Annotated in this window: 24 protein-coding genes and 1 pseudogene; 6 read left to right on the top strand and 19 right to left on the bottom strand. The window is 58.8% G+C overall.

The annotated features are described in order from the left end of the window. Positions 1 to 7 precede the first annotated feature (7 nt). Positions 8 to 88, bottom strand: coding sequence for a pyrroloquinoline quinone precursor peptide PqqA (pqqA, locus tag AC1Q6J_RS16220; RefSeq protein ID WP_009031067.1), 81 nt, complete (start codon positions 86 to 88; stop codon positions 8 to 10). Between the two features lie 77 nt (positions 89 to 165). On the opposite strand from pqqA, the gene AC1Q6J_RS16215 reads away from it, so the two are divergent. Then, entirely contained in the window at positions 166 to 762 is a 597-nt protein-coding gene (locus AC1Q6J_RS16215) for a hypothetical protein (RefSeq protein ID WP_492280285.1), read from the top strand. Between the two features lie 28 nt (positions 763 to 790). On the opposite strand, the gene phnN is transcribed toward AC1Q6J_RS16215, so the two are convergent. The 8 genes from phnN to phnG are packed head-to-tail and all read right to left on the bottom strand — an operon-like array spanning position 791 to position 7,112. Then, on the bottom strand, positions 791 to 1,369 hold the full coding sequence (phnN, locus tag AC1Q6J_RS16210; RefSeq protein ID WP_492280240.1) for a phosphonate metabolism protein/1,5-bisphosphokinase (PRPP-forming) PhnN: 579 nt from the start codon (positions 1,367 to 1,369) through the stop codon (positions 791 to 793). Continuing rightward, positions 1,366 to 2,523 (bottom strand): alpha-D-ribose 1-methylphosphonate 5-triphosphate diphosphatase, encoded by a 1,158-nt coding sequence (locus AC1Q6J_RS16205; RefSeq protein WP_492280239.1) that lies wholly within the window; start codon positions 2,521 to 2,523, stop codon positions 1,366 to 1,368. The genes phnN and AC1Q6J_RS16205 overlap by 4 nt, the downstream gene beginning before the upstream one ends. Positions 2,524 to 2,533: 10 nt before the next feature. After that, positions 2,534 to 3,232, bottom strand: a complete 699-nt coding sequence (gene phnL / locus AC1Q6J_RS16200; protein ID WP_492280238.1) for a phosphonate C-P lyase system protein PhnL — start codon at positions 3,230 to 3,232, stop codon at positions 2,534 to 2,536. A gap of 7 nt (positions 3,233 to 3,239) precedes the next feature. Beyond that, complete coding sequence (gene phnK, locus AC1Q6J_RS16195) at positions 3,240 to 4,022, bottom strand: phosphonate C-P lyase system protein PhnK (protein ID WP_492280237.1); 783 nt, start codon at positions 4,020 to 4,022, stop codon at positions 3,240 to 3,242. Beyond that, on the bottom strand, positions 4,022 to 4,897 hold the full coding sequence (locus AC1Q6J_RS16190) for an alpha-D-ribose 1-methylphosphonate 5-phosphate C-P-lyase PhnJ (protein ID WP_492280236.1): 876 nt from the start codon (positions 4,895 to 4,897) through the stop codon (positions 4,022 to 4,024). Before AC1Q6J_RS16190 ends, phnK begins: the two co-directional genes overlap by 1 nt. Further along, complete coding sequence (locus AC1Q6J_RS16185) at positions 4,894 to 6,033, bottom strand: carbon-phosphorus lyase complex subunit (protein ID WP_492280235.1); 1,140 nt, start codon at positions 6,031 to 6,033, stop codon at positions 4,894 to 4,896. Before AC1Q6J_RS16185 ends, AC1Q6J_RS16190 begins: the two co-directional genes overlap by 4 nt. Before the next feature lie 3 nt (positions 6,034 to 6,036). Further along, positions 6,037 to 6,654 carry a phosphonate C-P lyase system protein PhnH gene (phnH, locus tag AC1Q6J_RS16180; protein WP_492280234.1) on the bottom strand — a complete coding sequence of 206 codons (618 nt, stop codon included), beginning with the start codon at positions 6,652 to 6,654 and terminating at the stop codon, positions 6,037 to 6,039. Further along, the gene (gene phnG, locus AC1Q6J_RS16175) at positions 6,654 to 7,112 is read right to left on the bottom strand and encodes a phosphonate C-P lyase system protein PhnG (protein ID WP_492280233.1); all 459 of its coding nucleotides are present in this window, start codon (positions 7,110 to 7,112) and stop codon (positions 6,654 to 6,656) included. The genes phnH and phnG overlap by 1 nt, the downstream gene beginning before the upstream one ends. Before the next feature lie 130 nt (positions 7,113 to 7,242). Between phnG and phnF the strand changes: the two genes are divergently transcribed. Then, positions 7,243 to 7,974, top strand: a complete 732-nt coding sequence (gene phnF, locus AC1Q6J_RS16170) for a phosphonate metabolism transcriptional regulator PhnF (protein ID WP_492280232.1) — start codon at positions 7,243 to 7,245, stop codon at positions 7,972 to 7,974. Positions 7,975 to 7,984: 10 nt separating this feature from the next. On the opposite strand, the gene phnE (AC1Q6J_RS16165) is transcribed toward phnF, so the two are convergent. From phnE (AC1Q6J_RS16165) to phnC, 4 genes are all read right to left on the bottom strand, one after another. Next, positions 7,985 to 8,836: a phosphonate ABC transporter, permease protein PhnE gene (gene phnE / locus AC1Q6J_RS16165; RefSeq protein WP_492280231.1), complete on the bottom strand. Its 852-nt coding sequence runs from the start codon at positions 8,834 to 8,836 to the stop codon at positions 7,985 to 7,987. Then, the gene (gene phnE / locus AC1Q6J_RS16160; RefSeq protein WP_492280230.1) at positions 8,833 to 9,717 is read right to left on the bottom strand and encodes a phosphonate ABC transporter, permease protein PhnE; all 885 of its coding nucleotides are present in this window, start codon (positions 9,715 to 9,717) and stop codon (positions 8,833 to 8,835) included. The genes phnE (AC1Q6J_RS16165) and phnE (AC1Q6J_RS16160) overlap by 4 nt, the downstream gene beginning before the upstream one ends. A gap of 65 nt (positions 9,718 to 9,782) precedes the next feature. After that, complete coding sequence (gene phnD, locus AC1Q6J_RS16155; protein WP_492280229.1) at positions 9,783 to 10,721, bottom strand: phosphonate ABC transporter substrate-binding protein; 939 nt, start codon at positions 10,719 to 10,721, stop codon at positions 9,783 to 9,785. A gap of 96 nt (positions 10,722 to 10,817) precedes the next feature. Next, complete coding sequence (phnC, locus tag AC1Q6J_RS16150; RefSeq protein ID WP_492280228.1) at positions 10,818 to 11,630, bottom strand: phosphonate ABC transporter ATP-binding protein; 813 nt, start codon at positions 11,628 to 11,630, stop codon at positions 10,818 to 10,820. A 233-nt stretch (positions 11,631 to 11,863) separates the two neighbouring features. Between phnC and AC1Q6J_RS16145 the strand changes: the two genes are divergently transcribed. The 3 genes from AC1Q6J_RS16145 to AC1Q6J_RS16135 are packed head-to-tail and all read left to right on the top strand — an operon-like array spanning position 11,864 to position 14,435. Beyond that, positions 11,864 to 12,523 carry an LbetaH domain-containing protein gene (locus tag AC1Q6J_RS16145; RefSeq protein WP_492280227.1) on the top strand — a complete coding sequence of 220 codons (660 nt, stop codon included), beginning with the start codon at positions 11,864 to 11,866 and terminating at the stop codon, positions 12,521 to 12,523. Beyond that, positions 12,520 to 13,710, top strand: a complete 1,191-nt coding sequence (locus AC1Q6J_RS16140; RefSeq protein ID WP_492280226.1) for an alpha-D-ribose 1-methylphosphonate 5-triphosphate diphosphatase — start codon at positions 12,520 to 12,522, stop codon at positions 13,708 to 13,710. Before AC1Q6J_RS16145 ends, AC1Q6J_RS16140 begins: the two co-directional genes overlap by 4 nt. A gap of 23 nt (positions 13,711 to 13,733) precedes the next feature. Then, the gene (locus AC1Q6J_RS16135) at positions 13,734 to 14,435 is read left to right on the top strand and encodes a DUF1045 domain-containing protein (RefSeq protein WP_492280225.1); all 702 of its coding nucleotides are present in this window, start codon (positions 13,734 to 13,736) and stop codon (positions 14,433 to 14,435) included. 14 nt (positions 14,436 to 14,449) lie between these two features. Here AC1Q6J_RS16135 and AC1Q6J_RS16130 read toward each other — a convergent pair whose 3' ends face one another. The 5 genes and pseudogenes from AC1Q6J_RS16130 to AC1Q6J_RS16110 form a co-directional block, all read right to left on the bottom strand. Beyond that, positions 14,450 to 16,192 carry a GumC family protein gene (locus AC1Q6J_RS16130; protein ID WP_492280284.1) on the bottom strand — a complete coding sequence of 581 codons (1,743 nt, stop codon included), beginning with the start codon at positions 16,190 to 16,192 and terminating at the stop codon, positions 14,450 to 14,452. A gap of 33 nt (positions 16,193 to 16,225) precedes the next feature. After that, positions 16,226 to 16,480 (bottom strand): annotated as a pseudogene (locus AC1Q6J_RS16125) (Wzz/FepE/Etk N-terminal domain-containing protein); the annotation flags it as partial. 191 nt (positions 16,481 to 16,671) lie between these two features. Then, complete coding sequence (locus AC1Q6J_RS16120) at positions 16,672 to 18,156, bottom strand: glucosamine inositolphosphorylceramide transferase family protein (RefSeq protein ID WP_492280224.1); 1,485 nt, start codon at positions 18,154 to 18,156, stop codon at positions 16,672 to 16,674. Then, positions 18,153 to 19,388 (bottom strand): glycoside hydrolase family 5 protein, encoded by a 1,236-nt coding sequence (locus AC1Q6J_RS16115; protein WP_492280223.1) that lies wholly within the window; start codon positions 19,386 to 19,388, stop codon positions 18,153 to 18,155. The genes AC1Q6J_RS16120 and AC1Q6J_RS16115 overlap by 4 nt, the downstream gene beginning before the upstream one ends. 41 nt (positions 19,389 to 19,429) lie before the next feature. Next, positions 19,430 to 20,677: a VpsF family polysaccharide biosynthesis protein gene (locus tag AC1Q6J_RS16110; RefSeq protein WP_492280222.1), complete on the bottom strand. Its 1,248-nt coding sequence runs from the start codon at positions 20,675 to 20,677 to the stop codon at positions 19,430 to 19,432. 82 nt (positions 20,678 to 20,759) lie between these two features. On the opposite strand from AC1Q6J_RS16110, the gene AC1Q6J_RS16105 reads away from it, so the two are divergent. Then, positions 20,760 to 21,908: a glycosyltransferase family 4 protein gene (locus AC1Q6J_RS16105; protein ID WP_492280221.1), complete on the top strand. Its 1,149-nt coding sequence runs from the start codon at positions 20,760 to 20,762 to the stop codon at positions 21,906 to 21,908. 15 nt (positions 21,909 to 21,923) lie between these two features. On the opposite strand, the gene AC1Q6J_RS16100 is transcribed toward AC1Q6J_RS16105, so the two are convergent. Next, positions 21,924 to 23,129 (bottom strand): phenylacetate--CoA ligase family protein, encoded by a 1,206-nt coding sequence (locus AC1Q6J_RS16100; protein ID WP_492280220.1) that lies wholly within the window; start codon positions 23,127 to 23,129, stop codon positions 21,924 to 21,926. Between the last annotated feature and the right edge of the window lie 185 nt (positions 23,130 to 23,314).

Here is a 23,314-nt window from a genome sequence, read left to right as displayed (position 1 = left end):
GCGCGGCTTACTTCCGCGCCGCGCAGGCGTACATGTTGATTTCCATACCAACTGGCACTTCGACAATCTTTGGAGTCTTCCAGGCCATTTTCTTGGGCTCCTTCCCATTCCCGGCGGGACTTTGCGTCACCGCCGACTCCAAGGCTAACACGGACTTTCTGGGTGATGGCATCCAATTTCTGGAGCTTCCGCCAAAAGTTTTTGATTGCACCAATGGAATGTTGCGGCGCAGCATTATCCATCCCACCGCACGAGGCCGGGCAAATTTCAAACAACGGGCTTTACTTGGGTACCCGTCAGCTCGAACCTGTGGCCAACAACGACGCCGTAAACGGCGCGATTCTTCACACAAGCACACAGATCAATGCACCTTCTGGACCGAGCAACGGAGCTCTCCTGCATTGCCCTGTAGGGAGGAAACCCAAGTTGAGCTTGCCCCGTGTACGCATCAAAATGTCCGATGCAGACATCGTCAGCCGTTTCGAACGCCTCGGCTATAAACTCGCCATCGACCAGATCGCATTTACAACGGAGAGTGTTGAGGATTTTTATGATGCCCGCGAAACACTCTGGACCGGCGTCGGCACCGTTAAAATCTACGAGGAAGGCGGTCTGTTGCTGGTCGAGAAAGCGCAGCCACGCGCCGGCCAGCCCACCCGCGACATCGCGGTCATCAGCCTCGGACACGCACGCGCCGTGATGGGTGTTCTTAAACCGGACAAGTCCGCGGAGTTGCCGCGTTATGCCAGTACAATGGCATAACGGACACTGCGGCCACCGCGATGCGATCTCAAGGACGGCCGATAACCTTCAACAGCTCAGCCGCGTGGTCCTCCGCGCGGCCTATGTTATTGATGACGACATCGGGCACTGCGGCGATCACGGCCCTCCGAAGCCTGTCATCCAGTTGACCGTCGGTGGCGCGCGCCCGCGCGGCTAAACGTTGCGAGAGGATATCCGGTGGAGCTGTCACCAAGACCCCCGTCACGTTGGCATATGATCTGCGCGCAAACTCGATAATGGTGCGAGACACATTTACAACAACGGTGTGTCCGGCCCGGATGTCGTCGATGATCGAGCGCGGCACACCGTAGCGCAGGCCATGCGCCTCCCATTGGAAAGCGAAGTCGCCGCGCGCGAGCATCTGCCCGAACCGTATCGGGCTGACCGCTTCGTTGTTTTCGAAGGACGAAGCCTCTCGCGTCACAATTCGTTGCGGAAAGACGACGGCGGTGTCGCCCGCACAAGCTGCCTGCGCCAACCCGATGAGCGTATCCTTGCCCGCGCCGCTGGGGCCGACAACCAAAATTAATCGGCCCGGCTCGATCAAATCCGTGCTTGGCGCGGGGAGTGTCGCCGTATCGGTCATGCTACGCGATACCCTTCGCGCCATACGCTACGCACCACCGGCAGATCTTGTGCAAGATGCACGCGGATCAGATCGGCACGCTTGCCGGCAACAATTTCACCCCGGTCGCTGAGACCAACAGCTTCCGCGGCCGTTTTGGTGACTGTTCTCACCGCTGCCGCCAGATCGATCGCCGGCACATGCTTCGGCAATTGCATCGCCGCCATCAACAGGCTCGAGGGAATATAGTCAGACGACATGATGTCGAGCAGTCCCTCGCGGGCAAGGTCGACCGCCGCAATGTTGCCGGAATGCGAACCGCCGCGTACAACGTTCGGCGCGCCCATCAGAACGGCGATACCTGCCTGATGAAGCCTCCGCGCCGCTTCCATCGTGGTCGGAAATTCGGCCACGGAGACACGATCGCGGATCGCGTCAGTGACATTCTCCTCAGTCGTGTCGTCGTGGCTGGCGAGCGGAATCCCGTAGCTCTGCGCGAGCGCGACGATGGCGCGCATGTTGATCTCACCGTAGGTCTTTTGATAGACGAAACGTCGCTCGAACATTACATCGAGTTCTGCATCCGTCAGGCCGCCGCTCTTGCCGCGATAATAATCACGCAGCTTGCCCTCATCGCGAAATTGGCGCTGGCCCGGCGTGTGGTCCATCAACGACATCAGCCGCACATCCGGCCGGCCGACCAGTTCCTTCGCCTCCTCGACAACGCTTGGCATCGGAATTTCACAGCGCAGATGCAGGAAATGCTCCGCGCGCAGCAGTTTCGCATCGCGCGCCGAGGAAATGGCCTCGGCCAGAATACCCGCCTGACCGTCCACGTCCTCCGCGCCTTCCTCACGCCACACGCGCAAGGAATCCAGCACTGTGGTGATGCCACTGGTGGAGAGTTGCCCGTCGTAAGATACCACTGCCGCAACCGGATCCCAGAACACCTTTGGCCGCGGCACATAGTGGGCCTCCAGGTGATCGGTATGCAGTTCGATCAGCCCCGGCATCAGAAGATCGCCGCCCATATCCTCGCCGCGCTCCGGCGCGTCACCCTCGCCAACCTCGACAATCGCGCCATCAATAATTGCAACCCAGCCTCGTTCAATGACGCGGTTCTTCAGGACCACGCGCGCGTTGCCAAAGATGCCTTCATTCCGTTCGGAGACCATTCTTTTCCTCTTACGCTACCGCAGCGAACGATGTGACGTCGACGATACGATCGGCAATCGAATGACGAACCTCATCGTCGTGAACGATGGCTACCATCGCCACGCCGCGCTTTTTCTTTTCGGCAACCAGATCAACGACAATCTTTCGATTGACACCGTCGAGCGATGCGGTCGGCTCATCGAGCAACAGGATCGGCATCTCGGATATAAAGCCACGCGCGATATTGACGCGCTGCTGTTCGCCCCCGGAGAAGGTCGACGGTGGCAACGTCCAGAGCCGTTCCGCGATGTTGAGACGGCGCAGCAATGCTCCTGCCTGCGCGCGGGCGCCCTCACGCCCAAAACCATTCGCGATAAGTGGCTCGGCCACAACATCGAGCGTAGCAACCCGGGGAACCGCGCGCAGGAACTGGCTGACATAGCCGATGGTCTGCCGGCGGATCCGCAGGATATCTCGCGGCTCCGCCGTAGCGACATCGATCATTGCTTCGTTGTGACGCACCGAGATACGGCCGCGGTCGCAGCGGTAGTTGCCGAAGATCATTTTCAGGAGAGACGACTTTCCTGCACCCGACGGGCCGGACAGCACCACGCATTCTCCCGAATTGACCTGGATCGACACGCCTGACACGACGGGAAGCCGGACACCGTCCTGCAGATGCATCGTGAACGTCTTGCTCGCATTGGAGATGTCGATCATCGGAGACATAGGACCCTCATGCCGGCAGGATAGAGGAAACAAGGAGCTGCGTATAAGGCTCACGCGGATCGTCAAGCACCTGGTCAGTCAGGCCCGTCTCGATTACCTCACCGCCCTTCATCACCATGACCCGATGTGACAGCAGCCGGGCCACCGCGAGATCATGCGTCACGATGATGACAGCGAGCCCAAGTTGATTCACCAGCCCGCGGACGAGGTCGAGTAACCGCGCCTGAACAGAAACATCGAGCCCTCCGGTCGGCTCATCCATGAAGACCAGACGCGGCTCGGTGACAAGGTTGCGGGCGATTTGCAGCCGTTGCCGCATGCCACCGGAATAAGTCTTCGGAGCGTCATCCATCCGATCGGTGGAAATCTCGACACGCTTCAGCCATGACGAAGATGTTTCACGAATTTTGCCATAATGCCCCCAACTGACCGCCATCAGCCGTTCGCCGACATTGGCGCCCGCCGATACAGCCATGCGCAGGCCCATGGCCGGATCCTGATGCACGTAACCCCAGTCGGTGCGAAACAAAAACCGCCGCTCCGCCTCACCCAGAGTCACAAGATCGCGGGTAATGCCATCGCGCATGCGATACGACACGCTACCCCTGCTCGGCTGAAGCTGCGTCGAAAGCATCTGCAACAGCGTTGATTTACCCGAACCAGACTCGCCGACAATCGCCAGCACCTCACCCGAATAGAGCTGGAACGAGACATCCTTGCAGGCAAGCTGCCGGCCGTAGGACTTGCTCAAGCCCTCACAGACAAGCAGCGGCTGATCGTCGTCGCGCATCACGTCACCCGATGATCGGCGCCGAAGCCGGGGCCATGTTGGCTGTCCTCGCGGCGCATTTCACAATAGTCCGTATCGGAACACACGAACATCCGGCCGCCTTTGTCATCGACTACAACTTCATCGAGATAAGAGGTTTTAGATCCGCACAGCGCGCAAGGCGCGTCGAAGCGGTAGGTTTCGAACGGGTGATCTTCGAAATCGAGCGATGTAACCTTGGTATGCGGCGGGATCGCATAGATGCGCTTCTCGCGCCCCGCACCGAACAACTGCAAGGCCGCGCAGTCATCCATTTTCGGATTATCGAACTTCGGCGTCGGCGACGGATCCATCACGTAACGTTCATTCACCTTCACCGGGTAAGCATAGGTCGTTGCAATGTGGCCGTGGCGCGCGATGTCTTCATACAGCTTGACGTGCATCAAGCCGTATTCACCCAACGCATGCATGCGCCTCGTCTCGGTCTCGCGCGGTTCAAGGAACCGCAACGGCTCCGGGATCGGCACCTGATAAACCAGTATCTGATTGTCATTCAGTACGGTCTCCGGAATGCGATGCCGTGTCTGGATTACAGACGCGTCCGACGTCACCGTCGTGGTCTTCACGTTCGCGGTCTTCTCGAAGAACTTGCGGATCGAGATCGCATTGGTTGTGTCGTCGGAACCCTGGTCGATTACCTTCAAGGTATCTTGGCGTCCCAGGATGGCCGCCGTTACCTGCACGCCACCGGTGCCCCAGCCGTATGGCATCGGCATCTCGCGGCTGGCAAATGGCACCTGATAGCCCGGAATGGCGATGGCCTTGAGGATAGCGCGGCGGATCATCCGCTTGGTCTGCTCGTCGAGGTAGGCGAAGTTATAAACGGGCGCGTTCATTCGGCAGCCTCCGCGAGCGACCCGCCGGTCTCCTTGGCAGCCTCCGCGAGCGACCCGCCGGTCTCCTTGGCAGCCTCGAATTCCCTGCGCAACTTCCGCAACAGGCCGAGTTCGGATTGGAAGTCCACATAGTGAGGAAGCTTCAAGTGTTCGACGAAACCTGTCGCCTGCACATTGTCGGAATGCGACATCACGAACTCCTCATCCTGCGCAGGCGAATGCACGTCTTCACCCAACTCACGCGCACGCAACGAGCGATCCACCAGCGCCATGGACATGGTCTTGCGTTCGCTCTGCCCGAAGGCCAGACCATAACCGCGCGTGAAGCATGGCGCATGCACCGCCGATCCCTTGAACTGGTTGACCATCTGACATTCTGTCAGCGTGATCGACCCGAGCGGCACCGCGAAGCCTGCGTCTTCCGCAACGAACTCGACCTCGACCTCGCCAAAGCGAATCTCGCCCGCAAACGGATGGGTTCGGCCAAAGCCGCGCTGGGTCGAATAGCCCAGCGCAAGCAGAAAGCCCTCGTCGCCCCGTGCAAGGTTTTGCAGGCGCAGATCGCGATCCGCCGGGAAGCTCATCGGCTCCCGCGTGAGATCTCCGACTGGCTGATCGGCATCGGCTTCCGGTGATGGCTCGATCAGGCCGTCTGCGCCGAGAATATCGGTCACGCGCGGCATCGGCATCTCGTCAACAACACCCTGTGCCGGTTCCGCGATCGCCACGCCTTCAGTGAGGGACGGATCAAGCAGCCGATGGGTGTAGTCGAATGTCGGCCCCAGGATCTGCCCACCGGGCACATCCTTGAACGTCGACGAGATCCGGCGGCGCACCTGCATGTTCGCGGTGTCGAGCGGCTCGGTCGCACCAAAACGCGGTAGCGTCGCGCGGAAAGCACGCAGCAAGAAGATCGCCTCAATCATATCTCCCCGCGCCTGCTTGATCGCCAGCGCGGCAAGTTCGCGATCGTAAAGCGAGCCTTCGGTCATCACCCGATCGACCGCCAGCGATAGCTGCCCGGAAATCTGCTCTAGCGAAAGATCAAGAATAGCCGGATCACCGCGACGCTCATGCGCAAGCAGCCGGTGTGCATTCTCAATGGCGCGTTCACCACCCTTGACAGCAACGTACATGGATCAGGCCTCCATCGTAGCAACGTGCGTACTACGCGGCAGCGCCACCAGCTCAGCTCCGCACACCAGCAGCAGATCAACACCGCGCGGAAACAGCGCGTGGTTGGCCTGCATGCGCGCGACGAAATCGAAAGGCAGAGTGCCCGCGCGCAATGTGGACGTGCCACGAATACCAGGACCGCTCAGGATCAGTTCCGATCCTTCCGTCAACGTATCGACCTGAATCACCAGCGTGGTTGAACGATCAGGGTATTCCGGCGTCCCGAGCGCAAATTTCTTGAAATCCTGCAATGCCGTACCATCCTGTATCAGGGCGAACGCGGCGCGGGATGCATCGCCTGTCAGCGGGGCACCTGTCTGAAACCGCAGCCATGCATCCATCGCGGGTTCGGCTGAAAAGCGATCATCAATCCAGATCAGCGTGTCGTGGTCGAACAGGGCCAACGAGACGGCGGCAGTGGCAGCCATCATGGGCGACGGTGCATGAACTGCCTCGGCTACGGTTTGAACCGAGCCGGGATGCGCCAGCGCATTCATCACGCTGCGGAATACAGATTGCGACGATTGCACCGGATCTGCAAAGCCATCGGTGGACCCAAGGCTGGCGCGAAGTGTCATCATCAACCCTCTCCTCTCACCAAGGTGAAGAAATCGACCCGCGTCGCCGCTGTCTCTGCCGCCTGCCGGGATCGTGCGCCTTCAAGTTCACGACGCAACGGCGCAATGACCTTTTGTTCGACGTCGGCCTTGAGGCCGCTGTTCTGGATGAGCGCATCGCACAGGGCGATCAGCCGCGCCTTCTCGCCGTCCCGCCCCAGCACATAGCCGAAGCCAAGTTCACCGGAGGCCAGTCGCACCGCCGCGCGGGAAACACTAGCCTCGCCGAGGTTGAACGGCGCGCCGTCACCGCCGATCCGCCCTTGAATCATGACAAGTCCGCTCTCGGGTTGCCGGGCCATCTCATAAGACGGAACATCGAGCGCTTCGAAACAGGCCAGAATCCGCTCCGTCGGGGCGTGCGCGAGCACGGACATCGCGTCGCGACGGCCGATTTGCGATGTGGCGTGTGGTTGAATCATGTCCAGCTTGCCGATTCCAAGTTGTCTATGTTAGTAGACAACTTCGTAACGCAGCGCCATGACAAACTGGTGACGTCGACATGATTTTCACAGCGCCTGGAATTGGCCGCCCAACCATGCTGTCGCGGCCATGAGTCTGTCGGGAGAAACTGCCACAGGTGTTGCGTTATGGCGCCGTGTCGCGGATTCCATCGAGCAATCTATCGCCGACGGAACCTATGCCCGCGATACGCGCCTGCCCGGTGAGCTGGAAATTGCGGAGATCCATCGCGTTAACCGCCATACGGTGCGGCGCGCGCTGGCGGCGCTGGCCGAACGCGGACTGGTTCGTGCAGAGCGCGGCAGCGGCACTTACGTCGAAGCGCCACGCATCGCTTACCCACTACGCTCGCGTACACGCTTCTCTGAGATTGTCGGTGCTGGCGGCCTTGAGGCCAGTGGTCAGTTACTGAGCGCGTCGGTCGAACCGGCGACACGAGACCTGGCCAAGCGGCTCGGGCTGAAGACGGATGCGCCGTTGCTTCGGATTGACGCTTTGCGGATGGCGAACCGCATTCCAATATGCCTCGGAACCACCTGGCTGGATGCGAACCGTTTCACCGACGGGGGGCTGGTCTATGAGAAGACCCGCTCAATGACCAAGCTACTCGCACATTTTGGCGTGCGCGACTACCGCCGCGAATGGACCAACGTCTCAGCCTCCATCGCCGACGCAGCCGATGCGACCCGGCTTGATCTCGCCCTTGGCCGCCCCGTGCTGGTCGCTGATAGCCTGGATGCGGAGCCGAACGGAACGCCCCTGCTCACCACTCGCGCACGCTTTGCGGCGGAGCGCGTCCAGTTCGTGATCGAGAATAAATGAGGCATAAAAGTCAGTGATGCGCTTCACCGGCGCGGCCAATGATCGCAAAGCGCAGCCGGTTTGAGATCAAATCAATCACCGCGACCGCCGCCAAGATCATCAGGATCAAGGCCGAGACCTTCTGCCATTCCAGCACGCGGATTTGTTCGGCCAGTTGCAACCCGATGCCACCAGCGCCGACAATGCCGATGATGGTGGCCGAGCGCGTATTGGATTCAATGAAGTAGAGAATTTGGCCCGCTAGGACAGGAAGAACCTGCGGCATCAGGCCGAAACGAATTTCCTGTAGTTTGCTGCCGCCCGCTGCGCGAATGCCCTCGACCTGCTTGCGGTCCGCACCTTCGATAGCCTCGGAGAAAAGCTTTCCGAACGCGCCAAAATCCGAGGTCGCAATCGCCAGTACACCGGCGAACGGTCCGAGTCCCACCACATTGATCCAGACCAGCGCCCAGATCAGTGTATCGACGCCGCGGACCGAATCCAGAAAGCGGCGAACCGGAAAACGAAGGAAAATGGACGGAATGATGTTCCGCGCCGCCAGCAGGCTGACCGGCAGCGCTAATATCGCCGCCAGCAGCGATCCCAGAAAAGCGATCGACAGCGTTTCCCCCATCGCCACGAGATAGGTGGGAAACGACGTACCGGGATCCGGAGGGATCATCAGTGTGACGAACCAGCCAAGTTGCCTGAAGCCCGTAACCAGGCGGTCAATCGAAAATTCAAGATACCAGCAGCCGAAGAAAAACAGCGCGATAGCAGCCAACCCGACGGCGAGCATCTTCAGGCGGGCGGTATGCGATCCCCGGAAAAGGTCCGGATATTGAATCGCAAGCTCCTTCGGATCTCTGGCCGCCGGTGTCATGCGCGCTGCTCCGATCCGAACAGCCGCCCGCGCAGCCAACCAGTGCAGATATCGATGACGAACACGGTGACGATGACCATCAGCAGAATGGCACTGACGTCGGAGTAAAAGAACTTGCGCACCGCCGCGACCAGCTCCTGACCGATGCCACCGGCACCGACAAAGCCCATCACAGACGCCTCGCGCACGTTAATTTCGAACCGCAGCAATGTGTAGCTCGCAAACCCCGGCATTACTTGCGGCAACACGGCAAACCGAACGGCAGACATCCAGCTCGCACCGGTGGAGCGGACACCCTCAAGCGGCTTCATGTCGATATTTTCGGCCTGCTCGGAATAGAGCTTGCCCAGCGCGCCTATCGAATGAATCGCGATGGCTAGTACGCCGGCCATCGGCCCAAGACCAAAGGCGATCACGAAGATCAGCGCAAACACGATACTGGGAACCGTGCGGCAGAATTCCAGCGACCTACGCACAACAAACCGCAGAACCGGATGCGGCGACAGGTTGGCGGCAGCGAGGAAGTTGAGGACAAATGCGCCCAGTGCGCCAATGGTGGTGCCTACATAGCTCAGCAGCAGCGTTTCTGCGAGCAGCTTAAGCCATTTTTGCCAGCCCCAGAACCATTCGGCAGGATCGGTCCAGACCCGCTGGCCTGTGTCGAGGTTCAGAATGCGGTCGAAGTAACCAACAAAGTTTCCGATCTTCTCGATGAATGTCTTCGGCGCCACCTCGGCGCCAAAACCCGCAACGATCAGTAGTGCGACAAATACGACAAGACCCGCCACAAAGCGCAGACGCTTGCGAGAGATAGCGCCGTCATACGCAGCCTGGAGCGCCGCGATCTGCTGGGGCGGATAGCTGGAAAGACTGATTGTCAAAATGAAACTGCTCTATGAGCGAAAGAAGAAGGGCCGAATAGGCAATCTGTCCGGCCCTTCGTCAGTCAGGATGCCTTCTTCTTGCGAAGACTGTCGACGAACTTGATCAGTTCGATCATGCCATCCCAATCCTTGGTCGTGGCCGGGGCGAAGTCCTTCTTCTGTCCGTCGGACAGCCTGTCGAAAGCCACCTTATCCTTGGCGGGCGCTTCGAAGAAGGCCTTCTCGATGTTCGCCTTCAGATCAGCCGGCATATCGGCCAGAATCGCATATGGGCCGTTCAGGATCGGCGCCGATTTTTGGACGATGCGGAAATCTTCCTTCTTCATCGCCGAGCCGTCCGCATTCTTTAGCATGCCCTTGATCAGCATCTGGGAGAGGGTCGAGTCGTTATCAGCGGTCCACTGGTTGGCGGCGACATCGACCGTCCCCTGCGAAAGCGCCAGCAGTGCATTTTCATGGCTACCGGTGAACACCACCTTGCCGAAATACGATTCCGCGTCGGTGATCTGCATCTTGTTCAGTTCAAAGCGCGGAACATTGTTGCCGGAGGTCGAATTCGGATCGACCAAGCCGAGGTTCTTACCCTTGAGATCGTCGATATTCTTGTAAGGCCCCTTCGCCAGAACGAAGAACATCGAATAGTAGCCGGTGGTACCGTCGATGTTGCGGTCGTGCGCAAACGCATCGGTCTTGACCCCGGTGAGGCGCGCGCGGGCGAACGCCGCCGAACCGTAGCTCGCAATGTGGATGGTTCCGGTGCGTTGACCCTCAATGACCGCTGCATAATCATTGGCGATGCGAAGGTTCACCTTCACGCCAAGTTCCTTGCTCAGATAAGAAATGAACGGCGCCCAGCGCTCAGTGACGCCGGACGCGTTCTCGGCGGGGACAACCGCGAAAGTGAGTTCGGAATACCTGGCCTTCCAGTCCTGAGCGGAAGCAGCAGTGGCGCTTAAAGCGAGCGCGGCAGCGCCCGCAATAACGATACGGCGATTGATCATGATGTCCTCTGTGGTCGGTTATCGTAGGGTTCAGGGTCGAATGTGATGACTCAAAGCATGACGCAATCCAAAGACCGCTTCACGACATCGGCACGATTATGCAACCGCGGCAGTTTCAAAAGCCGGTGCCAGTGTTCCGGGCACAAAGTCCGGGGTCTCGTCCATCACTTCGCCAGCTTCGAGATCGTAGAGTTCGCGCGCGATCGTGTCGGTGAGTGCCGCTGGGGCGCCGTCGAACACGATACGGCCCGCAGACATGCCGATCAGGCGGTCGCAGTATGTCCGCGCCAAATCGAGCGAGTGGAGATTGCAGATCACCGTGATGCCGAAATGCTTGTTGATGCGCAGCAGCGCATCCATCACGATGCGGGTGTTGCGCGGATCTAGCGACGCAATCGGCTCATCCGCCAGAATAATATCGGGTTGCTGAACCAGCGCACGGGCGATCGCCACACGCTGCTGCTGACCGCCAGAAAGCTGGTCGGCGCGCTGCGCGGCCATCGGCATCATATCGAACTGCTCGAGAGCGGAAATAGCAATCGCCTTGTCGTCCTGCGGCCAAAGCTGGATCAACGACCGCCACTGGGGTACGCCTGCGAGGCGCCCCATCAGGACGTTGGTCAGAACATCAAGCCGCCCGACCAGATTGAATTGCTGAAAGATCATTGCCGAACGCGCGCGCCAGCGGCGCAAATCGCGGCCCTGCAAGGCAGTCACATCTACACCTTCGAACAGGATTCGCCCGCCGGTCGGCTTCTCAAGCCGGTTGATCATCCGCAGCAGCGTCGATTTTCCGGCACCAGACCGGCCGATCACACCGACAAAACGGCCAGGTTCAATCGAGAAAGACGCATTATCGACGGCCGTCTTCGCGCCGAACCGGCACGTTAATCCGTCCACCTCAAGCATGCGCCGACTCCGTCCAAGTATGCTCCCCTCTCGCTAGCGTGGGTTTCCTACAGTTGTGTGACATACCTGCTTGAGGCGGTTGCTCTCCCCCGAAATTGCGGGTGCTGTGACGAAATGCTCTCCGTCATCCAATTTTCACGATGTCGTCACGAAACGGCATGAAGAGATGTTGACCTCCTCGCCAATGCACCGGCTCTCGCCGGGCGCAGCACCTCTCCCGAGAAAAGCCGTTCATGGTCGGCAAGATCCTATCCGCTCACCCCTTCATCGATCCGACCGCGACCCTGCGTGACAGCAACGCGGGCGCCTATTGCGAAATTGGCGCGCGCACGATCCTGCACGAAGTCACGCTCGGCGATTACTCCTACGTCGTAAATGACAGTCAGATCGCTTACGCGACCATCGGAAAATTCTGCTCAATCGCCGCGATGACAAGGATCAATCCCGGCAATCATCCGATGCATCGCGCGGCGCAAGCGCACTTCTCTTATCGCGCCAGCGCCTATTTTCCCGGCGAGCCCGATGAGGCCGAGTTCTTCGCGTGGCGGCGCAGTCACCACGTGACATTCGGTCATGACGTATGGATTGGCCATGGCGCCATTATCCTGCCGGGCCGCTGCATCGGGACTGGCGCCGTGGTTGCAGCCGGAGCCGTCGTCACCAAGGACGTGCCGGCCTACACGATCGTCGGTGGAAATCCCGCCAAGCTGATCCGGCGGCGGTTCTCGGAACGCGCGGCGGATGAACTGATGACGCTGGCATGGTGGAACTGGGGGCACGATCGCTTGCGATCCGCATTGCCGGATTTCAGGACTCTACCGGTTGAAGACTTCATCGAAAAGTATCGGCATACCGCACCAATAGAGCAGACCTTGAAAGCAGCTGACACATGACGGACATCTTGATCGAAGGCGGCGAAGCGCTGGTCGGAAGCGATCTTGTCGACGCATCCATTCACGTCGCAAACGGAAAAATTGCGGAAATTTCATCGCGTAGCGGTGCAGCTTCCCTTCGCCTCAACGGCGATGGCCTGATCGCCCTGCCGGGCATCGTGGATATGCATGGCGACGCTTTCGAACGCCAGATGATGCCCCGCCCCGGTGTGGATTTCCCGATCGATGTGGCGCTGGTCGACAGCGACCGTCAGGCGATTGCCAACGGCATCACGACGGTCTTCCACGCTACCACGTGGTCCTGGGAACCCGGCCTGCGCGGGACCGAGAACGCGCACCGCTTGCTCGATGCAATCGAAGCCATGCAGCCTCGGCTTGCCGCTGACACACGCTTTCATCTACGGCAGGAGACGTTCAACCTTGACGCCGAGCCCACCATTGCCAACTGGCTGGCTGCCGGACGCATCGACCTCCTCGCCTTCAACGATCACATGCATATGACCGCCGCGTCGATGAGCAACCCGAAGAAGCGCGCCCGCATGGTAGAGCGCTCCGGTCTCAGCGAAGGTGAGTTCGACAAACTGGTCGAGCGAGTCATGGCCCGCGCGGGCGACGTTCCGAACTCAATTACACGGCTCGCGTCCATCGGCCGCGACCATAGCATTCCATTGCTGTCCCATGACGATGAATCGCCGGATCAGCGTACTGGCTTCCGCGACTTGGGCATCGATATCGCCGAATTCCCGATCAACGAGGAAACCGCCCGTGCGGCCATCGACGGCGGCGACTTCACCGTGTTCGGAGCGCCAAACGTCGTGCGCGGCGGCAGCCATACCGGCTGGACCAGCGCGGCCGACATGGTGAGCAAGGGTCTGTGCTCGATTCTGGCTTCGGACTATTACTACCCGGCCCCCCTGCTCGCGGCGTTCCTGCTAGCCGCAAATAACACTCTGCCTCTGCCGCAAGCCTGGGCACTGATCTCCGGTGCTCCTGCGGCGGCAACAGGTCTCCACGATCGCGGCCAAATCGCCGTCGGGAAACGCGCCGACATCATTCTTGTTGATGCGCAGGAACCGCTCAGACCTCGAGTCGTTGCCGCAATTGCCGGCGGCCATATGGTTCATCTAACAGAACCGCGGCGGATTTTGTCGACAGCACCCACCTCGCGCAGGGTTGAACCGGCCTGAGCAAGCGGTTACTCAGGACTCGCATGCCGCAATATCCCCGCTACGCCATCTACTTTGTACCTTCAGCACAGAATGCGCTTTATCGCTTCGGCGCGGACCTGCTCGGGTACGATGCGTACTCGGGCAAGCCGCTGCCCTTTACCAATGGCATCGAAGCGGAGATTGAAGGCTGGAAACAGCTCACCGTCGATCCGCGCAAATACGGTTTTCACGCCACGCTGAAGGCCCCAATAACCCTCCACCCCGGCAAGACTGAAGACGAACTTGCCAGAGCCATGCAGGAATTTGCGCGCACGCCGCATACGATCCCACAGATTACACCCGTTGTTCGCGCCATCGGGAGATTTATCGCAATCGTACCACGCGACCCTTGTCCTGACCTGCAAAAACTTGCCGCCGATTGCGTGACGTCCTTTGACGATTTCCGCGCACCGCTGACACCCGAGGATCGCGACCGGCGCAACGTGTCCGCGTTGACGGATGTACAAGTTATGCACCTGGATCGCTGGGGCTATCCTTACGTGTTCGAAGATTTCCGTTTTCATATGACGCTGACGGGTTACCTTCCGGCCCAGCGGCGCACGGCAGTACTGGACATCCTGGCAAAGCGTTTTGCTGCGCTGGATCTAAAATCGGTATCGATCGACCGACTGGCGCTGTTGCGTCAAACCGATGCGATGACGAGCTTCACGATTGTGTCTGATTGGCCGCTTGTGGCTACGTGACACTACTCACAACGCTACGTTTGCAGCACAGTCGCGACCAACCGCGTCTGGTAAGGATTCATTGTTCGCAGCGCGTTCAGAACCTTGTCATATTGGGTTTTGTTGGCGTCAACCACCACCAGAATGATTCCCACCACGGAAAGAAGAGACGCGAAATCCTGATCGTCGACGGCTCCCCCGTCGATCAGAGTTGTGCCGTTGTAAGCAAGAGCACAGCCATTCTGCGTCGAGAGCGCCGTCTGAGGTGAAGATTCGGACCTGCCGCGTGCGCCGGCCGGAAGAACGCGAAGTTCACCGATCGCGACTTCCAGCTCACCCAACGCCACCGGACTTCGCATCGCGTCAAAGAATCCGGGTCTACCCTCAAGACCAAGCAGTTTGGAAAGCTGCATGGTCTCCGTCGCATCGACCGTCAAAGCATGCATACCACGTTGAGCAAACTGTTTGGCCAGCGCCAGCGTGAATGCGCAGCTTGCGGCGGGGTCGTTTGCCCCGAGAATGAGGATCGCGCCGGGCGACTTCTCCAACGCCTGAGTGAGTATGGCCGGCAGTTCGCCGAGCCCGTCCACACGAACGGGCGCAGCCGCCGGATCCGCGCGGCTCGCGGCCACAATTGCCTTGCGGGAAACGGTGGCCAGATTGAACACACCTGTGCGCTCGTATAAATCCCTGTCGCCACGGACGCCAGCGGTGCCACCGTCGAACTGGTTGAGAAAAGCCGCAGTAAAGATCCCTGCAAGTAGACCGATGACAAATCCGCCCCCGACCACCAGAGTTCGAGGAATGACATACTGCGCGGGCTGGATGGCCGCCGGAGAAATGACGCGAGAGTTTGTCCGGTCGAGCATCCCCTCTTCGCGAACTTCCTTCGCGCGACGTTGCAGCGTTTCATAGACGACGCGCTGCGCCGCGACGTCGTTCTCCAGATCCTTCAGTTTTTGAACGGGTGGTTGTCCCGACGCCGAAACTTGCCGCGCCGCGATGATCTGCCTATTGAGTTCGCCTTCAACAGCCTTGGTCCGCTGATATTCGGTTTCGAGACTGCGCTGGATTCTCGCAAGCTCGACGTCGATGAGTTCGCGAATCTGCCGAACCTGCGCGCGCGCCGTGATAACGGCCGGGTGTAAAGGACCAAGCGACACCGCGCTGTCAGTCTCGGCCTTCTTCGCCTCAGCGTAACGCGCCCGCAAATCGAACATCGTTTGAGACTGAAGTGCTTCTGCGATGGTGTCGATCGGCGGATTGGTCACGTTGCGTTTGCGAAGAATATCCATCCGCGCCAGCAATTCGGCTCCGCGTATTCTCTGTGCGGAAAGCTGATTGATCAGATCGCTCAGTTCCTTCTCGCTCAGGAAATTCCCCTGCCCGCCGACCAGATTGTTCTGAATGCGATAGATTTCAACTTGCTTCTCTGCGTTCGTCAGATTCTGTCGTAACGTACTCAGGCGCGATTCAAGCGCTTTCGCCGTTCGGCTCGCCGCCTCGGTTTGCATCTGCACTTGCACCTCGAGATAGGCCTGAGCAATTGCATCGGCGATCTGTTTCGATTTCTCGGGCGACGACGACGTCCACACTGAAACGTCGAGGACAAATGTGCGGTCAGGCCGGCGAACGTCGATTCGTTTCCGCAATGTGCGAAGCGCGGCTCTGATACGCGCATCCCCCTCGGAGGATGACCCAGCCGAGTCCCCACCCTCACCCGCTACGAATTCCGGATCTCTGGTCAAATTGAGCTTGGTAACGACCTTCTCAAGCACTTCGGTCGACGTGATGACTTGGACCTGGCTCTCGACCACCGCAAACGTCGCGTCGGCGGACGCCGCGGCAGGGCTAAGGTCGTTTGGCAGAATCTGAAGTCCGCGCGGATCGATAAGAATTTTGATCTGCGAAACGTATCGCGGGGTCATGAAGAGAGCAATTGCAAGCGCCAACAGCGCGCATGTCCCGGTGATTGCTGCGATGAGCTTTTTGCGGCGGCCAAAGGCGGTCGCAAGGCCACGAAAATCAATGACAGCAGCCGGCGCCTCGCGCGTGTCGATTGCCATTGTCATGCGCAAGCACCTGCTGAGCGCATCGAGAATGACGAACTTGGCCGCATACGCATGAGACTACCTGAACGCAACAAGGTCACCCGAACCAACACTCCGAGCTTGCACGGAGCTTGACCCGGTATGGTTAATATTGCTTGAATAATGGGCCTTATGCAGCGCGGATAACTCCGCCCTTCGCGAAATCCTCAGGCTGAAGTGCCGTAAAGGTCGATGGCCTCGATCGTACTCGTCCGGTTCAGGCTGTGCGGCCCGCGCTCCACTCCTCCATCCCGCAGCCGCACAGTATTGTGCATGCTCTGGCGGACAACCTCCCTGTCCAGCGCGTCGATTCGGCAAAACGCCAGGCCCGAGCCATAGCCTTCCGAGCAATCCTGCGCGGGTCGCCACAATGCGCCATCGTGGTGAAAGAAATCGCCGGCGGGGCGAGCGCAGCGATGGTCCACGAGAATGGGATTTCCAGCGTGCGGCTGCCATGGGCCTGCGAGTTCAGGGGCCCAAAAAACACTGAGCGTATCCCAATTTGAACCGCGCCAGCTTCGTGTGGCCGCGAACATCCACCACAGCCCGCCGTGTTGGCAAACGGTCGCGTCTGAAGCTTCGACATTTTCGAGCAGGGTTGCTTCATGAACCCAACGGTCGGGAAAACTTTCAGCACGATAAAGATCGACCGTTCTCGACTGCAAGGATTCCGGGATCATCCATATCGCATCAGCATGCGCGAAGACATGCGGATAGGACAAATGAACTTGCGTCTCGAGAACAGGTCTTGGTCGTTCGAAACCGTCGGATGCCAACAACGACGTCGAGATCAATCCCTTTCCCGACGCCATGTCGTACTCTTCAACGAAGAGATGCGTCTGCCCATCCGCCACGAACAAAAATGGATCGGCATAATAGCGCCCGCCATCGTCGGCCAGCCGACGGTAAGCGCTTGCGCTCGGCAAAGACGTTTTGGATTCCGTTGCGTCTATCTGCCGCCACGCCACGAACCATCGCGGCGCTTCGTGACAGAGCCGCGCAATGCGGGCGTTCAACTTGCCCGCGAGTGCTACTGCACCAAATGACAGCGGCAGACCTGAGTGAATTGCTTTTGCCGTCAGCAATCTCGGCGATGGCTGTGCGTCGCTCGTCAACGGAGCGGTCACAGCCTTTACACACAGCTGCAAAAGCGCCGAGAAAATCGTGTCAAGCGCCCGCACCGCAACCGTCTTGTCTTCAACGGCAGGCAGCCCTGAGATGATTTCCCGCCCCGTAGCGTCGACAATCGTCAACACAGGGCTACGCGCATCCAGCACAGCCAGCAAAGCTGCATCATCCGAAGCTGCTCCGTCATAGAGGACCTTGATATCTGGCAAAGCACCATTCGCAGTTTGCCCGGTCAAATCCAGCACATGATCGTTGTCCGCTGCATCCCGCGTTTCCAGATAGGGCTCAAATGCCTTCTCGCTGAGGAGGTCGCAGGCATGATCGTCGTGGAGACGAAAGGCAAATTTCTCCAGCATCAGGAGGAGCGTGAATGCGAGCGGCGGTGGTGGCCCGTCAACCAGCCGGACAACTGGATTGATATTGGGATGGCGCGCGAGACGCGTCACCAACTCCTGTTGCCATCGCCACAACCGCGCACGGTTGAGACATATCGTCACCATACGCCTGCCTGCCGTCTCGGTCATGACGGGCAACCGGGCTTTGGAAGCTGAGTGACAAGGCCGAGCGCGTCCAGCGTGGTGCGATCCAGCCTGTTTTCGTCGGCACGATCAATGATCGCCATACCGCCGGTTCCGTTGAGCTCCCAAATCGACCAACGAAATTTCCGGCGCTCAGCGGCGCAGCGCACGTCCAGCAGCCACGCCGCCCTCGCCCTTCCGCCTGCGGAATTCGACGCCGGGTTGCTACGTGTCGCACCAAACTCGCCGAGCAGAATACGGTGGGTGTCGATGTTATTGCGCGAAGCCCATGCCGCTACGCTATCGAAAGCGACGTCTACCACCTTGGCATTCCAGCCCTCGCGAAAGTACGCAATGATCGCGGCCTTCGCTGCGATCGACTGCCGGGCTTTATCGACAGCGGAGAAAGCCGGATCTGCCGATATCCGCTCTTGCACCGCAAGGATGGCAGAACTCTCCGCTTCCTTGATCGCCGGATAAGGCAGCGCCTGCATGTCACGCCAGAACCGCTCCCGCGGCTCCGATGACTCAACACCCTGATGTGTGAAGAGATGAGGCTCATAATAGTGAAACGAGAAAAAAACATTCTCGTCGCGAAATGGAGCCGGATCGAGGAGCGCCAACCCTCTCCAACTGCCGCCTTGCGCGCCGGTTACGACCAAGGTCAGACGCGGCGCCTCCCGGCGCACAGCTCGATATAGCGCCTCCATCATCGTCTGCCAGCGCGCCGCCGTCGCCGTGTCGTAGCCGGCGGGCGGTTCGTTGACAGGCTCCAGCGCCACGTTCGGGTCGTTCATATCTGCGAGCAATTGCGCCGTTCGGGCAATCGCAGCCATATAGGCTGCAAACAGCGGCTTTTCAGCGTCGACGAAGATCGTTTCAGGTTGATATCCGGCAACTTGAGAATTGGAATGGAAGTTGACGATCACACTCAGATGCCGCGCTCGGAAGCGCTGAATCGTCGTCAGCAAGATAGTATCGAGCGCATCGCGCCGCTCACCCGTCATCTGGAGAAACGGCCCCGGGTCGACTGTTAGCCGAACGAAATCAAATCCTGCCGCACGAACAGCTGCGATCAACCCATCCGAAACGAAGTGGTCTGCGGTGGCAAAAGGCGGCCACTCATACAAGGAACCGTCAAGCGGCGACACAGAAGCCCAGTTCAGTGGCCGGTGTACACCAATCCCTCGTTGAAAAACCTTGACGCTGTCAGCGGCGTGCGCTGCCGTCACCATCATCGCGCTGTATACTATCACCAATATGCGTAGAAGCCATCGCATCACGAGATCCAGCGCCGGGACCGTGCGGCATGGTCACACATCGTCAACAACGTGATCATCAGGATGTCGGCCGATTTAACCGACAACGCGTTGTTGGTCAGCGCCAACGCGAAAAACATCACCGTGGCCAGCATGACGATCGCCGATCGTCCCTTCAGAAGCGCCCGAAACAGGTTGGCCAGCAGCAGCGCAAACAAGATCGCACCGATCAAACCAAACTGGACGGTGAAGACAACGAATGAACTCTCGATGAACGGCAATCCGAAAATGTCGAGCGCTATCCGTTGAACTCGGGCGATATCGGCACCGAACAGGAATTCTTTCCATGTCAGATAATCGAATACGCCATAGATGCTCACGCGCGCGAGAGAGCTTTGATCGACGAAGCCTCCTTCGAAACGACTCAATGCGCCAGCGGCGAACATAATGCCGATGACGGCGATCAGAGCGATCAACCCAGCGATCCCGAGCATCATTTTCCGCTGGATCGCATCGACTCGCGATCGGGCTGGCATGGGTTCGAGGATCAGAAATAACATGCATGAAACACAGGCGGCGACGCTTGCAATGCGCGCTCCGGATGCAAGAGCACCCACGAACAGAATAACAACACCCATCAGCTTGAACGATGGCCTCCATCGCGCGACGCTGAGAGAGCAAATGCCGACGGCACACCACTGGCCCAGTTGCAATGGATGATCGGAGAGTCCGGTCGGGCGGAAGACATCTTCACCTGCGGCATAAGGCAGCAAGCGCGCCCTGAGCGCGAATTCAGCGATGCCGACGGCTGCGCTCAGAATGAGAAACAAAAGGATTAGCTCGCCGAGGCTCGATCGCCATTGATTTGGCAGCGTCATCATGACGAATGCCGCCATGCATGCGACGATATAGGTGTCCAGGATATAGCCGGATGACGTACTTTGACCGCTCACTGAGAGCATCAGAAGCAGGCCGCAAATGCCTGCCAGAAAAACGACAATCGCGCGCAGAACTCCGACATCCTGCTCGCTCAGCTCAATGCGATAATTTAACAGGACTGCTAGTGCGACCAGGCCAATCCCGTAGAACGCCGGGTGGATCTTCTCGATCGTAGATCCTTCGATCGTTGTATAATTGACGAACTGGTTGAGAATGAGCGCGTTAAGTCCAATCCTTAGCAGGATAAAAAAGACGAATGATACGTAAAGCATGCGCAACAGAATACGGCTGTCGCTCTGCTCGGTAACGGCATAACCGGAACGGATCATGGAAAGCTGCGCTATGGTGACCAGTGAAAATAAACCGTAAGCAATCCACGTTAACAGTTAGCTAACCAAACGGTGCGTATGGGTGGTTGTTGGTTTCCGCCATGTGCAGCGCCGCGGTACGCGACGAATGCAAGAAATTCCGAAAATGTCCTCCGTTCGAGTTTTGTGCGTCACGCCTTTTGGTCCTTCGGGCAAGGGCGGCATCGACCGGCTTTATCATTATTTCCGCCAGTTCATCACTGACAACAATGTGCCGGGGATTGATCTGCGCTTTGAGCAGTCGCGCGGCGATGCGCGCGGAAACCGCTGGATTGCGACGTTTCCGCTCATCCTTGCGAAAATCGGATTCGAACTAAACCGCTTCCGGCCGCACGTGGTCCATATAAACTTCGCCACTGGCGGAAGCCTACCACGCAAGTATGCCATCCTGAAGCTCGCGAAGGCATTCGGCGCGCGGACCATTGTTCATTTCCACGGCCAGTTTATCGAGGATCAGGTTACCGCACGCACGGTGCCGGGCCGGCTGTTCAGCGCAATCGCCAACCAGGCCGATTGCGTTGTCGCGCTCGGCAAGGTCCATGCGAAAGCGTTCGAACGCATCGGCGTTGAGCACCAACGGATCGCGATCGTTCCTAACGGAATACCTGATTTCGCAGCCGATCTCGTACTGCCCAAGCAGAGCACTGGTTCACTGGCGATCCTCTTTTCCGGCTTGCTGACCGAAAACAAAGGTATGCATGTGCTGATCCCGGCACTCGCGCGCCTTCGGCAAACAACCGAGAACTGGTACTGCACAGTTGCCGGTAATGGTGATGTCCAGCACTTTGTGGATATGGCTCGCGAGGCAGGGCTCGATCAGAAGGTGACTTTCACGGGCTGGATCGAAGCAAGTGAAATGCTCGACCACATGCGAAAGGCCGATGTGGTCGTCCTGCCCTCTCGTACCGAGGCACTACCGCTTAGCCTGATTGAGGGCACCTGTGCCGGCGCCGCCCTTGTTGCGACCGACGTCGGCAACGTCCGCGACATTGTGAACGACGGAGTTAACGGGCTTCTCGTCAAGCGAGAGCCGGAGCCGATCGCCTCAGCATTACTTGAAATCGCCACCAACCGGTTTCGCTTGGGCGAGATGCAATCCGCCTCGCGTCAAATCTATCAACGGCATTTTACTGTATCGGCGTTCGCAGAGCGGCTTCGCGAACTTTATCTGCAGGTCGCGAAGACTCCATAGCAACTAACATCCAGTTTACATGATACGAGGAATGGTTAGTCGCTGATCGATGAACTTGCGCTTTCCCCTGCCCGTCATCGGCAATTCGTCCACAACCTTCAGGTGAATTGTAAGATCGCCGGCGGCTCGCTCTGCCATCCGCGAAAGATAATCCGAGAAGTCAGGCTCCCGGCCGCCTTCTGTGACAACCATGAGTTCGACCTCGCCAGGAACGCGCTGGCAAAACTGCACTTCACGCGTCAGGTCATGCCGATCAATCGGCACGCACAGGCCATTAAAGGGAATAAGAGATCCGGAGCGGCTCACCATATATTCACTGCTTCGCCGCGGCGCCAGGTGATTCATAACAAGCCGATATCCGTTACTCGCGCTCGGCAATTCGACGAGTTGAGCAGCATCGCGTGTATCGTACCGGATGAGCGGCATACCCCTGAACATCAATCCGGTCGACACGATACGACCCGTCTTACCGGGCGTGGTGATGGGTTGGCCGTCGTCATCCACCAGTTCGGTGTAACCGTAGATCGGATTAAATTCGTATGTGTCCGGCTCGCCAACCCGCTCGACTGCGAACGCGACCTTCTCGCTCAATCCGTAGAAGGGCACGATCATCGCCTGATCAAAAACTTGCGCGAAGAGATCTCGCTGATGTGGAAACAGTTTTTCTGAAATCGGGAGGACTCCACGAATCTGCCGCAACGGCGATGCGCCGATCCGAAGCAAATATTGGGCGAACATCGTTATCGCGGAAGGATAGCCGTGAATGAACTTGATATTCTTTTCGCGAATAGTAGCCAGATAGGACGCCAGTGTCGCGTCATCGAGATGAAAAACCGAGAACCGCAATTCTTTCAGCGCCGGCTCGATCTCCATGTGAGAATTTGTATCGTCGATCAAATCAAATCCGCGAAAGACGCAACGCCAGTCATGCGCCGTGAATCCGGTCCTTGACCACGCATCGTGAATGAAGGCGTACTCGATCGGACTGCGATTGCGATCAAGCATGATCGACAGCGGTTCGCCGGACGATCCATCGGTCGATGCGCGGTCGAGACGATCGAGCGGAACGGTACACATCTCATCGCGATGGTCGAGTACGGTTTGCCGTGAAAGGACGGGCAATCGAGACCAGGCCTCGCTTCCCAGCAATTCGCCAGGCGCGATATGACCGATCACAGGCTTGAGTGTACGGGTGTAGTAAGGCGCATTCCGGATCGCCAATTGAACCACCTCACCAAGCGCCTGCTGGCGATAGGACCGGACAAAATCGGCATCCGTCTTTGCGCGATCAATCACGCCACGCCAATGACGATATGTCTTGCCGAATTTGATCGAAGTTGGCACGTACTGAAGGAAGCGGCCGAGATGGGCTCGCGTCGATAGCGGCAACCGGACATATGCACCGC

Source organism: Afipia sp. MLSD5-FHT05B12 (genome assembly GCF_058793355.1).
Note: the sequence above shows the minus strand (reverse complement) of the source record. Positions and strands in the feature narration are given on the sequence as shown.